We start from the raw sequence: 14,621 nt of genomic DNA, 5'->3' as shown, positions 1-14,621 counted from the left end.
TCAGTCCCGCTGCCCTCGGAGCAGACCCCGGGATTCGCGATACCGGATGTCTTTCCGCAGGTAGAAGATGTACGCCCAGACGACGGCGAACAGCACGCCCACGGCGCCGAAGGCGGGGTCGACGAAGAAGCCGAGCACCGCCAGGACCTGCAGCGTGATGTTGAACGGGATGGCCCAAGGCCGTTTCTGCAGCCCCGCGCCGAGGATCATCAGCACCGCCAGGCCCACCACGTAGGTGGTCGACAGGGCGCTCAGTCCCCCGCCGACCGTCGCGATGACCGGCAGCACCAGCAGGACGACGATCGCCTCGAGCACCAGGGTGCCGGCCATCACCCCGCGGAAGCCCTTCCACGGGTCGGTCGCCGGCGGGCGGAACTGCTGCTGCTCCGGATTGTCGTTGCTCACGAGGGATCCTTTCCGAAGAGACTGCGCGCGGCACCGGCGGTGACGACCGAACCGGTGATCACGACACCGGCACCGGAGATCGTCTCCCCCGGCTCGCCGATCTCCTCCGCGATCGCGATCGCGGTCTCGATCGCGTCGGGCAGGCTCGCGGCCGTCACGACACGCTCGTCACCGAAACGGGCGACGGCGATGTTCGCCAGATCGTCGACGTCCATCGCCCGGGGCGACCCGTTGTGGGTGACCACGATCTCGTCGAAGACAGGCTCGAGTGCCTCGATGAGTCCGGCCACGTCCTTGTCCGCCATCACGCTGACGACACCCACCAGTTTACGGAAGTCGAACTCGGCGGCGAGGGCCGCCGCGAGCGCCTTCGCGCCGTGGGGGTTGTGCGCGGCGTCGAGGAAGACGGTGGGTGCGCTGCGCACCCGCTCGAGGCGTCCGGGGCTGGTCACCGACGCGAACGCCTCGCGCACCACCTCGACGTCGAGTTGCTTGTCCGCACCGGCGCCCAGGAACGCCTCGACGGCCGCGAGCGCCACCGACGCGTTGTGGGCCTGATGCTCGCCGTGCAGCGGCAGGAAGATGTCGGTGTAGAGCCCGCCGAGGCCCTGCAGGTCGATCTGCTGACCACCCACGGCGACCGCGCGGCGCACCACCGCGAACTCCGAGCCCTGCCGGGCGACGGCCGCGTCGGCCTCGACGGCCTGCCGTAGCAGCACCTCCATCGCCTCGGGTTCCTGCTGGGCGATGATCGCCACGGTGTCGCGCGGCACGAGCCCGTCCCCGACGGCCTTCTTGATAATCCCGGCCTTCTCCCCCGCGATCTCGGTGAGGGTGTCGCCGAGGAAACCGGTGTGGTCGATGCCGATCGGGGTGATCACCGCGACCTGCCCGGTGACGACGTTGGTGGCGTCCCAGCGTCCGCCGAGTCCGACCTCGACGACCGCCACGTCGACGGGCGCATCGGCGAAGGCCGCGAACGCCATGGCGGTGGTGACCTCGAACTTGCTCATCCTCGGGCCACCGGCCGCCTCGGACTGCTCGTCGATCATCCGCACGTATGGCTCGATGTCGCGGTAGGTGTCGACGTAGGTGCGCGGCGAGACCGGCGTCCCGTCGATGCTGATCCGCTCGGTGGCGAGCTGCAGGTGCGGGCTCGTCGTGCGGCCCACCCGCTGGTGCATGCGGGTGAGCAGCGCGTCGATCATGCGGGCCGTCGACGTCTTGCCGTTGGTACCGGCGACGTGGATCGACGGGTAGTTGTGCTGCGGCGACCCGAGGATGTCCATGAGCGCGGAGATCCGCGCCAGGGACGGCTCGATCTTCGTCTCCGGCCAGCGCCGGTCGAGTTCCTCCTCGACCAGCGCCAGTTCGGCGAGGTCCACCGGGGACGGGGACCCCGGGGTGTCGGTGCTCACGCCGCGCCCAGCTCCTTCAGCCGCGCGGTGATCCGCGCGATCTCCTCCTCGGCGATCTGCTTGCGACCGCGGATCTTCTCGACGACCTGCTCGGGGGCCTTCGCGAGGAAGGCGTCGTTCGACAGCTTCGCCGAGGTGACCGACAGTTCCTTCTCCGCCGCGGCGAGATCCTTGCGCAGACGCGCGATCTCGGCGCCGACGTCGATGCTGCCGGAGGTGTCGAGCTCGACGGTGACCGTCGCCCGGCTCAGGCGCACCTCGATGGAGGCGGTGGCCGAGAACGAGTCCTCGGGCTCGGTGAGGCGGGCGAGCGAACGCACGGCCGGCACCTGCGCGACCAGATCGGCGTCCTCGACCCCGATCAGGCGGGTCGCGACCTTCTGGGACGGCTTGAGGCCCTGGTCGCTGCGGAACCGACGAATCTCGGTGACGAGCTTCTGCAGGTCGGCGATGCGCTGCGCGGCGGTGCCGTCGGCGGCCACGCCGGACGCCTCGGGCCACGACGCGACGACGACGGACTCCCCGCCGGTGAGGGCCTTCCACAGGGTCTCGGTGACGAACGGGATGACGGGGTGCAGCAGGCGCAGCAGCGCGTCGAGGACGGTGCCGAGCACGACCTTGGTGCCCTCGGCGTACTCGCTGCCCTCGGCGAGCTGGACCTTGGCGAGCTCGAGGTACCAGTCGCAGACCTCGTCCCACGCGAAGTGGTAGAGCGCCTCGCACGCCTTGGAGAACTCGTAGCGGTCGAAGGCCGCGTCGACCTCGGCGCGGACCTGCTCGAGCCGGTCGAGGACCCAGCGGTCGGCGTCGGTGAGCTGCTCGCGGGCGGGCAGCTCACCCACCACGGCGCCGTTCATGAGCGCGAACTTGGTGGCGTTGAACAGCTTGTTGGCGAAGTTGCGCGACGACTGGGCGTGGTCCTCACCGACGGCGAGGTCGCTGCCCGGGTTCGCGCCGCGCGCCAGGGTGAAACGCAGGGCGTCGGCGCCGAAGCGCTCGACCCAGTCCAGCGGGTCGATGCCGTTGCCGCGCGACTTCGACATCTTCTTACCGAACTGATCGCGGACCAGGCCGTGCAGGAACAGGTCCTTGAACGGCACCGGCGCCTGGTGCACGGCGTCGTCGCCCGACACGTAGGTGCCGAACATCATCATGCGCGCGACCCAGAAGAACAGGATGTCGTAGCCGGTGACGAGCACGCTGGTCGGGTAGAACTTGTCCAGCTCGGGGGTACGGTCCGGCCAGCCCATGGTCGAGAACGGCCACAGCGCCGAGGAGAACCAGGTGTCGAGGACGTCGGGGTCCTGCTCCCAGCCCTCGGGTGCGGTCTCGTCGGGGCCGAAGCACTCGACCTCACCGTTCGGGCCGTACCAGATCGGGATGCGGTGACCCCACCACAGCTGACGCGAGATGCACCAGTCGTGCATGTTGTCGACCCACTCGAACCAGCGCGGTTCCTGGCTCGCGGGGTGGATGACGGTGTGCCCGTTGCGCACCGCGTCGCCGGCAGCCTTGGCGAGCTTGTCGACCTTGACCCACCACTGCATCGACAGGCGCGGCTCGATGGTCTCGCCGGACCGCTCGGAGTGGCCGACGCTGTGGATGTAGGGGCGCTTCTCGGCGACGACACGGCCCTGCGCGGCGAGTTCCTCACGGATCGCGACGCGCGCTTCGAAGCGGTCCATGCCGTCGAAGCGGGTGCCGGTGTCGGCGATGCGGCCGGCCTTGTCCATGATCGTGGGCATCGGCAGGTTGTGCCGCAGGCCCATCTCGAAGTCGTTGGGGTCGTGTGCCGGGGTGATCTTCACGGCGCCCGTACCGAATTCGGGGTCGACGTACTCGTCGGCGATGATCGGGATCTGCCGCCCGGTGATGGGGTGCTCGAGCGTGGTGCCGATCAGGTCCTTGTAGCGCTCGTCGTCGGGGTGCACCGCGACGGCGGTGTCGCCGAGCATCGTCTCGACACGGGTGGTGGCGACGACCACGTGCGGTTCGTCGTCGTTCAGGGAGCCGTAGCGCAGGGAGACGAGTTCGCCCTCGACCTCCTCGAACTTGACCTCGATGTCGGAGATGGCGGTCTGCAGCACCGGCGACCAGTTGACCAGGCGCTCGGCGCGGTAGATCAGGCCCTCGTCGTAGAGGCGCTTGAAGATCGTCTGGACGGCGCGGGACAGGCCCTCGTCCATGGTGAAGCGGTCGCGGGACCAGTCGACGCCGTCACCGATGCGGCGCATCTGGCCCTGGATCATGCCGCCGGACTCGGCCTTCCACTGCCAGACCTTCTCGATGAAGGCCTCGCGGCCGAGGTCCTCCTTCTTCTTGCCGCCGGCGGCGAGCTGCTTCTCGACGACGGTCTGGGTGGCGATGCCGGCGTGGTCCATGCCGGGCAGCCACAGCACCTCGTAGCCCTGCATGCGCTTGCGGCGGGTGAGCGCGTCCATGAGGGTGTGGTCGAGGGCGTGACCCATGTGCAGGCTGCCGGTGACGTTGGGCGGGGGCAGCACGATCGAGTACCCGGGCTTGTCGCTGGTCGGGTCGGCCTCGAAGTAGCCGGCGTCCACCCACTGCTGGTAGAGCTCCGCTTCGACAGCGCTGGGATCCCAGCTCTTGGGGAGGGCGTCGGCGGGGTTCTGCGAGTTCTCTGGCGCACTGGTCACCAGGCAATCGTAAGCGTCGAGCACAAACCGCCTGGACACGGCCCGTGTGCCGTCGGTCTCCCCCGCGTCAGCCGAGTTCGGCCGGCAACTCCAGCGGGCGGCCGAGGACGTGCTCGGACAGGAACGCCTCGACGGTCCGGTACCAGATCTTCGTGTGCTGGGGCCGCAGCACCCAGTGGTTCTCCGACGGGAAGTACAGGAACCGGTGCACGGTGGTGCCGTCCTCCTCGGCGGGCAGGCCGGACTCGTCGAGCAGCTCGTACCACAGGCGCAGGGCCTCCCCGATGGGCACGCGGTGGTCCTTGTCGCCGTGGATGACGAGCATCGGGGTGACGATGTCGGCGACGAACAGGTGCGGGGAGTTCTCGACGGCCATCTCCGGGGTCACCTCCCGCTGCCAGTACCAGGCGACGTCGGTGGTCGGGGTGAACTGGTCCAGCGCCCACAGCCCGGCGTGGGTGACGATCGCCCGGAAGCGGTCGGTGTGCCCGGCGATCCAGTTGGCCATGTAGCCGCCGAACGAGCCGCCCATCACGGCGGTGCGGTCGGCGTCGATGTCGGGGCGGGCGACGGTGGCGTCGGTGAGGGTCATGAGGTCGGTGTAGGGCTCCTTGCCCCAGCGTCCCCAGCCGCGGCGGACGAACTCGTCGCCGTAGCCGGTGGACAGCGCCGGGTCGGGCAGCAGCACGGCGTAGCCGCATGCGGCGAGCAGCCACGGGTTCCACCGCCACGACCAGGTGTTCCAGCTGCTCAGCGGCCCGCCGTGCACCCACAGCAGCAGCGGCGCGGGGGCGGTGTCGGAGGCCTCGTGCGGCAGGGCGAGCCAGGCGCGTAGCGGGGTGCCGTCGGTGGCCTCGGTGACGACCTCGGTGAGCCGGCCCGGCAGCTCCGGCAACGGCGCGGGCGCCGGCAGTGCGGTGACCGCACCGGCGTCGGGGCCGGTGAGGGTGATCCGGACGGGGTGCGGCGGCACCGTGCAGGAGGCGCGCAGGGCGTAGACGCGGGTGCCGTCGGGGGCGACGTGCACGTCGGTGTAGGCCGCGTCGTCGGCGGTGAGGCGCTCGGGTTGTGATCGGCCGAGCCGGTGCACGAAGACCGGGGCGCGGCCGCGGTCGTCGGCGGTGAGGACCAGCCCGGTGCCGTCGGGCAGCCACGCGACGGAGGTGGGGCGCCGGTCCCATTCGGGCGCTTCGCGGCTCGTCGTGCCGGTCGCCAGGTCGAGCACGCGCAGGGTGACCCGGGGCGGGTTCTCGGCGTCGCTGAGCGATTCGTGCAGGTAGGCGAGCTTCGTGCCGTCCGGGGAGATCGCCGGGTGGGTGGCGTCGCCGTCGGGGTCGTCGACGAGCGGGGTGCGCAGGCCGGTGCCGAGATCGATCCGCACGAGGGTGACGCGGCGGGAGGCGCGCGGCCCGGCGACCACCCAGGTGGACGCGGCGAACGAACCGTCGGCGGCGACGTCGAGCCGCGGGTTGCGCAGCGCGCCGCGGATGCCGGGTGTGAGGTCGGTGAGGCCGCCGTCCTTGCCGGGGATCAGCAGGTGCGGCTGGTCGGGGCCGAGGTCGTGGTCCCAGTAGCGCACCGGATAGCCGGAGTGCAGGACGGCGGTGACCTCGGCGCTCTTCCGGGCGTCGCGGACGCGTTCGTCGTCGCTCTCGCTGTGGCCGAGGACGGCGGCGGTGACGACGATCCGGTCGGCGCGGGCGGCGGTGTGGACCGAGGCGATGCCGCCCTTGCGGGTCGCGACCTGCTCGGCCTCACCGCCCCGGGCGGGCAGGCGCCACAGCGAGACGGGCTGGTCGTCCTTGCCGCGTGCTGCGGTGAACAGCAGGTCGCCGGTGGCGGTGAAGGCGGGGTTGGACTCCCCTTTCACGCCGTGGGTGAGCCGCCGGGCCGGTTCCTGCCCGTCGGGGTCGATCTCCCACAGGGCGCCGGTGTAGGAGGTGGCCTTGTCGTCGAGCGTCGACTGGGCGATCACCAGCCGGGTGCCGTCGGGCGACATCGCCAGGGTCGTCACGCGCGGCAGCGCCAGGTAGTCGTCGAGCTCGTGGAAGGCGGTCATGGTCCAGGACGATAGCGAGGGCCACGGCGGGCAGCGTCGAGGTTGCGGCACGCGCGGTTGTAACCTGGTCGTTCGGCAGACATATCCCGATCGCGTCTTCCCCTCGAACGGAGCATCTTCATGGTCGATCTCGCCTACGTCATCGCCGGCTCGGAAGCGACCGGTGGTGCCGGTCTGCAGGTCGACCTCAAGACGTTCCAGCAGCACGGTGTGTACGGTGTGGGCACCACGACCTGCATCGTCTCGTTCGACCCGAAGAACGACTGGGGTCACCGCTTCTTCCCGGTGCCGGCCGAGGTCATCGCCGACCAGATCGAGGCGGCCACCTCCGCCCACGACCTCGACGTCGTGAAGATCGGCATGCTCGGCACCCCCGCGACAATCGAGGTCGTCGCCGAGGGCCTGGCCAAGCAGAACTGGCGGCACGTCGTGCTCGACCCGGTGCTGATCTGCAAGGGCCAGGAGCCCGGTGCCGCGCTCGACACCGACAACGCGCTGCGCACCCGGATCCTCCCGCATGCCACGGTGATCACCCCGAACATGTTCGAGGCCCGCACCCTGTCGGGGATGGACTCCATCGACTCGGTCGACGACCTGATCGAGGCCGCGCGCCGCATCCACGACCTCGGCCCGCAGTACGTGATCGCCAAGGGCGGCGTGGAGCTGCCGGGTGAGGAGGCCGTCGACGTGCTGTTCGACGGGGAGGACGTCACCCTGGTGACGGCCCCGAAGGTCGGCAACGAGCGGGTCTCGGGTGCGGGCTGCACCCTGGCCGCCGCGATCACCGCCGAACTCGCCAAGGGCACCGACGTCGCCGCGGCCGTGAAGTCGGCCAAGGATTTCGTCACCCGCGGCATCAAGGGCCGGGTTTCAGCGCACACCCCCTTCGACACCGTCTGGCAGGGCGCCTGACCCACCGGCGCATGTCAGCGGGGCTTCCGCCACATCGCCCACACGGTCGGGCCGTCGGGGATCACGATCTCCCGGGTGACCTCGAAGCCGAACCTCTCGTAGTACGAGATGTTCCGTTCCTTGCTGGACTCGAGATAGGCGGGGGCGTGTTCGGCGTCGGCGCGGTCGAGCCCGGCCTGCATCAGGGCCTTGCCGAATCCGCCGCCGCGCGCGGCCGCAGCGGTTCCGATGGTCGCCAGGTACCAGTGGGGTTCCTCGGGGTGCGCCTTCTCGGTGGTCTCCTCCAGAAGTTTCCCGCGCCCCGAATAGCGTCCGAGTGCGGCGATGTAGCCGGGCAGCAGCCGCAGCGACGTCCAGGTGCCGGCGCGCCACCTGCCGGGTGGCGCCCACATCGCGGCTCCCGCGACGACGCCGTCGGACTCCGCGATCGCGGTGGCGCCCAGCGGAACCATGTGGTGCCGGGCGTCGGTGGCGAAGAAACGTTCCAGCCGCCGCACGCGGTGCCGGTCCTCGGGGATCATCCACAGGAACAGCGGGTCGTCGATGAAGGCGTCGGCGAGGACGGACGCGAGAGCCGGAACGTCCCTCCGCGTGGCGGTTCTGACGGTGACGGCCATGTCGGGCAGCCTACGACGGAGGATCACCCCGTGACGGGCGTTTCCGATCCGTTCGCCAGCGTTTTCACGAGCGGCGTGGGGAACCGTGGCAGCACCCGCACCCCGCCGAGCCAGTCGTCGAGGCGGGTGGCTTCCTCGCGCAGCACCGCGGTGCCCTCGGCGCCGATGTCCTCGAGCAGGTGCAGGCTCACCGCGCCCGTCCCGGTCTGCCACCACGTGCCGACGATCCGCCCGTCCCACCAGGCGGTGGGGCCCGCGTTGCCGTTGGAGTCGAACAGCGCCTCCTTGTAGGGGCCGAGATACCAGTCGCGCTCGGACCAGCCCATGACCGTGGGGTCCAGCCCCGGCAGCAGCGCACCCCACGGTTCGACCTCGCCCTGCGGCTCGAGGTCGTCGGGCAGCAGGTGACCGGTGCGGCCGTCCAGGTCGACCTCGACGGCGTCCAGTTCCTTCAGCGCCGCGCGCACCGCGGTGAGGGTGGACCCGAGCCACCACTTCAGGTCCACCTCGGTACCGGGACCGAAGGCGCGCAGCCACATCCGCACGAGTTCGCGCACCCCTGTGGTCTCGTCGACGGCGTCGATACCCGAGCCCAACCACGACTCGGTGGTCGTCCAGGTGGGGCGCGAGACCCGCCACGATCCCTTGTTCGACGCCCGGACCACCTTCCCCTCGGCGGACAGCACCGTGAGGACGCGGGGCGCGAAGGTGACCAGCCCGCCCCAGGACTTGCCGGCACCGAACTCCATCGCGCCGTCGAGGGACGGGATCTCGGCCTTGAGCTCGCTCGACGTCGCCTGCCGACCGTCGGCCAGGGCGGCGAGGATGTGGCGGCTCACCTCGTCGAACCACCGTTCGCCGTCGTCGTGCAGCCCGGCCTTCTCGACGTCCTTGACGACCGTGCGCCGCTGGGTGGCGGCGACACGGGCGCTCGCGCCGGCCTGCACCACCGGGAGGGTCTTCCTCGGGACGACGAAGACGGTGCGCCGCATGGCCATGTGCTTGACCAGGGTGCGGTCGTCGTAGAGCGCCCGGTCGAGGTCGGCCACGGTGAACCCGCCCACACGTGCCCACGCCGACAGGTAGACGGTCGCCGGGTCGGTGCCGTGCAGGCACACCAGGGACGTCGCCGCGTCGACGGCGTCGGGGGCGCGGTGGGCGGGATGCAACCGGTGCCGGACGGCCAGTCGTGCCCGGCGTTCGTCCACGTCGATCCTGGGTGCGGCCATGGCCGTCATCGTAGGACCGGCCACCGACCTCGGGCGCGCGGTGAAGCGGCCCCGCGACCTCAGGCCGCTCGTTCGCGCAGCCAGGCCATCGCCTCCATCCGGTACTCGTCGATGCCCTTGTACTGCGCGATCTCGCGCGGCAGCTCCTCGACGATGTCGGCGAGTTGGTACGCCCACTGCGGGTAGGCGGCGATCTCGGCGAGGGGCGCCATGTAGGTGCGGATGTTGAACACGATCGCACCGGTCGTCGGCAGCCGGATGAGGTGCTCGAGTTCGATGCGCAGCTGGATCCTCCCCCAGTCCTTCTCTGCCCTCAGGCGGGGGATGTCGTCCATCCACTCGGGCATCGTCTCGAGGCTCGTGTCACGGCGCCGCGAGCCGACGGCCGAGAAGGTCCAGTTCACCCGTCGGTAGGGCTGGTCGGCGGTGAGCCGGCGCAGGAACTGCTCGGCCCGGTCGGTGACCCCGTCGCGCGTGAGACCGGGTACGGGACGGTGGATCTCGTGCATGCTCATGCCGATGTCGAATTTCACCGACCAGTCGGCGGAGGAGGTCACCACGGCGGCGTCGAAGTAGAGGTGGCCGTCGCGTTCGGTGACGAGCAGGACGTCGTCGGGGATCTGGCAGGCGACGAACACCAGCGGATGTTCGGGCAGCGTCTCCGGATCACCCGGGACGAAGGTGCAGTCGATTCCGAGAGGCTCGTTGCGCCAACGGTATCCGGATCCGAGGCGGTCGAGGGTCATGAGGTCGGGATACGACGCGGCCATCTCGCGGAAGTAGAACATCAGTAGGTCCCACGAGGCCGGGGTCATGTGCGGGAGGTAGCGGACCCGGTGCGGGTCCCGCTCGAGGATCTCCCGTCGCAGGGCCATCATCTCGACGTAGTCGGGTCCGAGGTCGACGATGTGTTCACCCCAGCCGCCGGCGAACGTGTCGACGCGGCGGCGGGCGGGTTCGACGTTGACCCCGTAGCGGAATCTGTTCTCACCTTCGAGAAAAGGCCACGGGAGATAGGACAGGTCGCTGGTAACGGTCACATCCGGTCCTTCCGGTCGGTTCTGTCAGGCGACGGCTCCGAGATAGGTGCCGTGGTGACTCGACAGGTGCGGGCGGATCTCGAGGGAGATCCCGCACCCGGCGCACGGGATCCTGTCGCCGGGTCGCGCGTCGGCCCGCTGTGTCGTCTCGCAGTGGGGGCAGAAGACCGTCAGCGTCGCCGTCGACGTGACGTAGGTGGTGAGTTCGCAGGGCAGGGCGCCGGCCTGCCGGGCGGCGGCGGTGTAGGCCATGGCCTCGGCGGCCGGACCGGCGACGAGGATGCGTGATCCCGCCCGCAGCGCGGCGACCGCTTCGGCGGCGCGGTCGGGTGTCGGGTCGTAGAGGGCGGCGGCGTCGCGTCCGAGTTCGGCGGCGTCGGACACCCAGTGCCGCACCGCCTTTCGCGCGAGTTCGCAGTCGCTCGCGGCGAGGACGAGGAAGGCGCGACCGGCACGGTCGAGGGCGGGTGGGTCGCCGTGGACGAATCCGGAGGCCTTCACGACCGCACACCCCCGTAGGTGCGGAGCCAGCGCACCCCCGGTTCGCGGGTGCGGGTGATGCCCTTGTAGTCGGCCATGTCCTCGGGCAGCTCCTCGAGGACACGGCACAACCGCTCGGCCCATTCCGGTACGCGGGCGATGTCCTCGAAGGGCAGCAGGTAGGTGCGGATGAGGAACATGATCGCGCCGGAGACACCGAGGCGCACGAGGTGCTGGACCTCGACGCGCAGGTTCAGCCGGCGCCCCACGTCCTCGAGCGGTCCCTCGGCGAGCAGACGCCGGTCGCGTCCCCACACGGGATAGGTCTCGGTGGACTGGTCGAGGCGGCGGTCGACGCTGAGCGACCAGTTGGTGCGGCGGTACTGCCGGCCGGGCTGCAGGCCCATGAGGAACTGCTGGGCGCGCGGGATGACTCCTTCGGTGTGCACGCGCGGGACGGGCCCGTGGATCTGCAGGAAGCTCATGCCGACGTCGAAGCGCAGCGACCAGTCGGCGGCGAAGGTCACCAGTCCGGCGTCGCCCCAGAGGGCACCCTCACGCTGGTCGAGCAGCACGACGTCCTCCTGGAGGTGCCTGCCGACGAACAGCAGGGGTGGTTCGGGCAGGGTGGACGGATCACCGAACACGAAGGACTGTTCGACGCCGAGTGCCCGGTTGGTGAATCGCCGGGCCGCACCGTCCCCGTCGAGCGAGAACGTCTCGGGGTGGGCGTCGGTGAGCATCCGCATGAGGGTGAGCATCGCGTCCCACTGGGCGATCTCCATGTGCGGCAGAGCCTGGAACCGGGTGGGGTCCTCGGCGAGGATTCGGGTGCGTTCGGCGAGATCCTCCCGGTACCGGCCGTCGACGTCGACGGGGTGGGTCCCCCATCCCCCGACGGGTGTCTCCACGACACTGCCGGCGGGTTCGACGTTGGTGCTGTAGCGGTAGGTGTCGCGGGGGAAGGGGAACGGGAAGCGGGCGATACGGTCGGGGATCGCCGCGCTGTCGCCGAGGGCCTCGAGGTCGATCGTGGTACTCACAGATCCAGCTCCAATCGGGGTCCGTTCGCGCGGGAGACGCACGGCATGAGGCAGTCTCCGGCCTCCTTCTCGGCGGCGCCGAGATACAGGTCGCGGTGGTCGATGTCGCCGTTCACCACGGGCAGCCGGCACTCCCCGCACACGCCCTGACGGCAGAGGCTGGGGACCGCGATGCCGCGGGATTCGAGCGCTTCGAGGAGGCTGACACCCGAGGCGACGTCCACGTCGACGCCGCTGCGGGTGAGGTGTGCGGTGAACGGTTCGCCGGGATCGAGGTCGCCGACCCCGAAGTGCTCGTAGTGCACGCGGGCGCCGGGCCAGCCGGCGCGACCGGCACGGTCGGAGAGTTCGTCGATGAGCGCGGCCGGGCCGCACGCGTAGAGGTGGGTGCCGATCGGCTGGTCCAGCAACGCGGGTCCCATGTGCTCCCAGAAGCCGTCGCGGCCGGTGTGGAGGTGGAGGCGGTCGCCGCACAGCTGCTCCAGGTCGTCGAGGTGGGCGGCGTCGCCCTCCCGGTGGACGTAGTGCACCTCGAACGAGCGGCCCCACTGCACGGCGGCGCGGACGTGGGACAGGATCGGGGTGACGCCGATTCCGCCGGCGACGAGCAGGTGGTGCCGCGCGGTGAGGACCGGGGCGAAGGCGCTGCGTGGGGTGCTCACCTGCACCCTGTCCCCCGCTCGCAGGGAGTGGATCCAGCGGGAGCCACCGCGGCCGTCCTCCTCGAGCCGTACGGAGATGCCGTAGTGGTCGGGCTCGAAACCGGGTCCGGTGAGGGAGTAGGAGTTCCGGCGGGATTGCCCCTCCGGCCCGGTTCCGCAGGTCACGACGATGTGACTGCCCGGGGTGAAGGAGGGCAGGAGTGCGCCGTCGGACGCGACCAGCCGCACGTGCCGCACGGTCGGGGTCAGTGGGGTGACCTCGTCGACCGCCAGCACCAGGCCGGCGTCGGACGGCACGTTCGTTGCGGGGCTGTCGGACATCAGGGTCATCAGCGTTCCTCCGCGTCGATCATGTAGCCGAGGTAGGCCGCGTGGTGACGCGAGACATGGTGGTAGACCACGAGTTCCGCCCGGCAGTTCGGGCAGGTGGTGCACCGGCCGACCTCGACGCCGGCGAGATGGGTGGTGTGACAATGTGCGCAGTAGACCGCGCGGTCGGCGGTGTCGATCGGGACGGGCATGATCTCTTCGTCGACGAGCCCGCCGGCCACCGCCACGGCCCTCGCGGCGAGGACGGCGGCCTCGGATCCGACGAGGACGAGTCGGCAGCCGACCCGGGAGGCGTCGAGCTGCCGCCGGAGGACGCGGGCGGCCGTGTCGCCCCACTCGGCGGGCAGACGCATCCAGTCCACCCGCCGACCGTCGAAGGACGGCAAGAGATTCCGCGCCTGCTCGGCGGCCTCGTCGCCGAAGGACAGGATCGTGAAGGTCCGTCCCCCGCCGGCAATGCTCCGTTCCTCGTCCCACCTCGGCACACTGGTGGTGTCCATACAGACGCTCACGGCATCCCCTAGGGCGCGAAGGAGCGGAGGCCGACGTAGAAGGCGAGCGCGCCTTCGGGGGTGGTGAAGCGGATGCGGGATCCCTTGGGGAAGAAGATCGCATCGTACGCACGGGCGATCTCGACCTGGCCGGTGTCGAGGTTCTCGAGGCGGAACTCGCCGTCGAGGACGACCTTCATCTCGTCGTATTCGTAGGTGTAGTCGAGGGGCGCCTCGGTGGGTTCGAGACGGAAGTAGCCGGAGGCCATGGGGCAGCCTTCGGGATTCGGGTGGACGTCGTCGATGTAGCCCTTCGTTCCCGGGAACTCGTCGACCGACATCTGCGGGAGGTTCTTCCAGAAACCGGAGGTCACTCGGAATGCGGGCACGATGGTGGTCTCGGACATGGCAACTCCTCGAAGGAAGGAATGCGCGAACGCGCGGTGTGCAACGAGAACGTCGATCGCTGACGTGAAACAGACGATAATGGGAAGAAACGCAGCGATGGTTGCGGTTCGGTTAACGCGTGTAACCGATTCCTCTCGAGGGCACGGGAATCCGGGCCCCGAGGAGGTTCCCCGGAGCCCGGACGGAACATCCGTCAGCGGCCGGAATCGAAGAAGGCGCGGTGCCAGATACGCGTGACGATCTCGGCGGCCCGTTCGAGCGGCATGGGCGTCTCCTGCAGGGCGTCCTGCGCGTACCAGACGTAGGCCGACTGCTCCACCATGCACGCGGTGGCCTCGACGACCCCCCGTACGTCGAGGCCGTCGACGGAGTCGATGCCGCACTTGACCTTCAGCACGGTGGTGAAGCGGTCGATATGACGGTTGCGCATCGACCACCAGATCTCACGGAACCGTTCGTCGACGCTCGCGGCCTCCACGAGGGTCCGCATGATGTCGCGATTCTGGTAGTAGTGCGTCAGATATCCGGTGTTCGCCTCGAGGAGTGCTCGGTACGGATCGTCCTCGATACGGTGCTCGGTGGCACCACTGGCACGGAAGAGGTCGTCGTGCGTGTCGGCGATCAATGTGGCGAACAGGTCCTCCTTGTCGGCGAAGTACCTGTACAGACCCCCGAGCGACATTCCCGCCTCCGTCGCCACACCACTCATGGTGGCGCCGACATATCCGTCGCGGGCGAAGACCGAGCGCGCCGCCTCCAGGAGCCTGGTGCGGGTACGGCGCCCCTTGGTGGTGTTCGGCAGGTGCGGCATGTCCCTCCTTTCGTCGCGGAAATCGTAACCGTTAACACGGTCGTCAGCAGAGTTAACAA

The 14,621-nt window shown here is 70.0% G+C and carries 14 protein-coding genes; 1 reads left to right on the top strand and 13 read right to left on the bottom strand.

All coding sequences use genetic code 11. The features are described 5' to 3' along the window. From OED52_RS08145 to OED52_RS08130, 4 genes are all read right to left on the bottom strand, one after another. On the bottom strand, positions 1-405 hold the full coding sequence (locus tag OED52_RS08145; RefSeq protein ID WP_264154138.1) for a DUF4233 domain-containing protein: 405 nt from the start codon (positions 403-405) through the stop codon (positions 1-3). Next, positions 402-1,823, bottom strand: coding sequence for a bifunctional tetrahydrofolate synthase/dihydrofolate synthase (gene folC / locus OED52_RS08140; protein WP_264154137.1), 1,422 nt, complete (start codon positions 1,821-1,823; stop codon positions 402-404). Before folC ends, OED52_RS08145 begins: the two co-directional genes overlap by 4 nt. Continuing rightward, entirely contained in the window at positions 1,820-4,483 is a 2,664-nt protein-coding gene (locus OED52_RS08135) for a valine--tRNA ligase (protein ID WP_264154620.1), read from the bottom strand. The genes folC and OED52_RS08135 overlap by 4 nt, the downstream gene beginning before the upstream one ends. Positions 4,484-4,547: 64 nt before the next feature. Further along, on the bottom strand, positions 4,548-6,539 hold the full coding sequence (locus OED52_RS08130) for a S9 family peptidase (protein WP_264154136.1): 1,992 nt from the start codon (positions 6,537-6,539) through the stop codon (positions 4,548-4,550). A gap of 120 nt (positions 6,540-6,659) precedes the next feature. On the opposite strand from OED52_RS08130, the gene thiD reads away from it, so the two are divergent. Next, positions 6,660-7,451 (top strand): bifunctional hydroxymethylpyrimidine kinase/phosphomethylpyrimidine kinase, encoded by a 792-nt coding sequence (gene thiD, locus OED52_RS08125; protein WP_264154135.1) that lies wholly within the window; start codon positions 6,660-6,662, stop codon positions 7,449-7,451. A gap of 14 nt (positions 7,452-7,465) precedes the next feature. Here the strand turns inward: thiD and OED52_RS08120 are convergent, their stop codons facing one another. From OED52_RS08120 to OED52_RS08080, 9 genes are all read right to left on the bottom strand, one after another. Beyond that, positions 7,466-8,068, bottom strand: coding sequence for a GNAT family N-acetyltransferase (locus OED52_RS08120; RefSeq protein ID WP_264154134.1), 603 nt, complete (start codon positions 8,066-8,068; stop codon positions 7,466-7,468). Positions 8,069-8,091: 23 nt separating this feature from the next. After that, the gene (locus OED52_RS08115; protein WP_264154133.1) at positions 8,092-9,297 is read right to left on the bottom strand and encodes a winged helix DNA-binding domain-containing protein; all 1,206 of its coding nucleotides are present in this window, start codon (positions 9,295-9,297) and stop codon (positions 8,092-8,094) included. A gap of 59 nt (positions 9,298-9,356) precedes the next feature. Beyond that, complete coding sequence (locus OED52_RS08110) at positions 9,357-10,337, bottom strand: heme-dependent oxidative N-demethylase family protein (RefSeq protein ID WP_264154132.1); 981 nt, start codon at positions 10,335-10,337, stop codon at positions 9,357-9,359. A 24-nt stretch (positions 10,338-10,361) separates the two neighbouring features. Continuing rightward, entirely contained in the window at positions 10,362-10,838 is a 477-nt protein-coding gene (locus tag OED52_RS08105) for a dimethylamine monooxygenase subunit DmmA family protein (RefSeq protein ID WP_264154131.1), read from the bottom strand. Then, positions 10,835-11,860 carry a heme-dependent oxidative N-demethylase family protein gene (locus OED52_RS08100; protein ID WP_264154130.1) on the bottom strand — a complete coding sequence of 342 codons (1,026 nt, stop codon included), beginning with the start codon at positions 11,858-11,860 and terminating at the stop codon, positions 10,835-10,837. Before OED52_RS08100 ends, OED52_RS08105 begins: the two co-directional genes overlap by 4 nt. Then, entirely contained in the window at positions 11,857-12,852 is a 996-nt protein-coding gene (locus OED52_RS08095; protein WP_264154129.1) for a PDR/VanB family oxidoreductase, read from the bottom strand. The genes OED52_RS08100 and OED52_RS08095 overlap by 4 nt, the downstream gene beginning before the upstream one ends. Then, positions 12,852-13,364 (bottom strand): dimethylamine monooxygenase subunit DmmA family protein, encoded by a 513-nt coding sequence (locus OED52_RS08090; protein WP_264154128.1) that lies wholly within the window; start codon positions 13,362-13,364, stop codon positions 12,852-12,854. The genes OED52_RS08095 and OED52_RS08090 overlap by 1 nt, the downstream gene beginning before the upstream one ends. Before the next feature lie 8 nt (positions 13,365-13,372). Then, a complete protein-coding gene (locus OED52_RS08085) occupies positions 13,373-13,750 on the bottom strand; it encodes a cupin domain-containing protein (protein ID WP_264154127.1) in 378 nt (125 codons plus the stop codon). Between the two features lie 194 nt (positions 13,751-13,944). Further along, a complete protein-coding gene (locus OED52_RS08080) occupies positions 13,945-14,562 on the bottom strand; it encodes a TetR/AcrR family transcriptional regulator (RefSeq protein ID WP_264154126.1) in 618 nt (205 codons plus the stop codon). Positions 14,563-14,621 lie beyond the last annotated feature (59 nt).

Origin of the sequence: Rhodococcus sp. Z13 (assembly GCF_025837095.1) — a bacterium.
GTDB classification, from domain to species: domain Bacteria; phylum Actinomycetota; class Actinomycetes; order Mycobacteriales; family Mycobacteriaceae; genus Rhodococcus; species Rhodococcus sacchari.
This window is presented reverse-complemented; position numbering and strand designations above follow the sequence as displayed.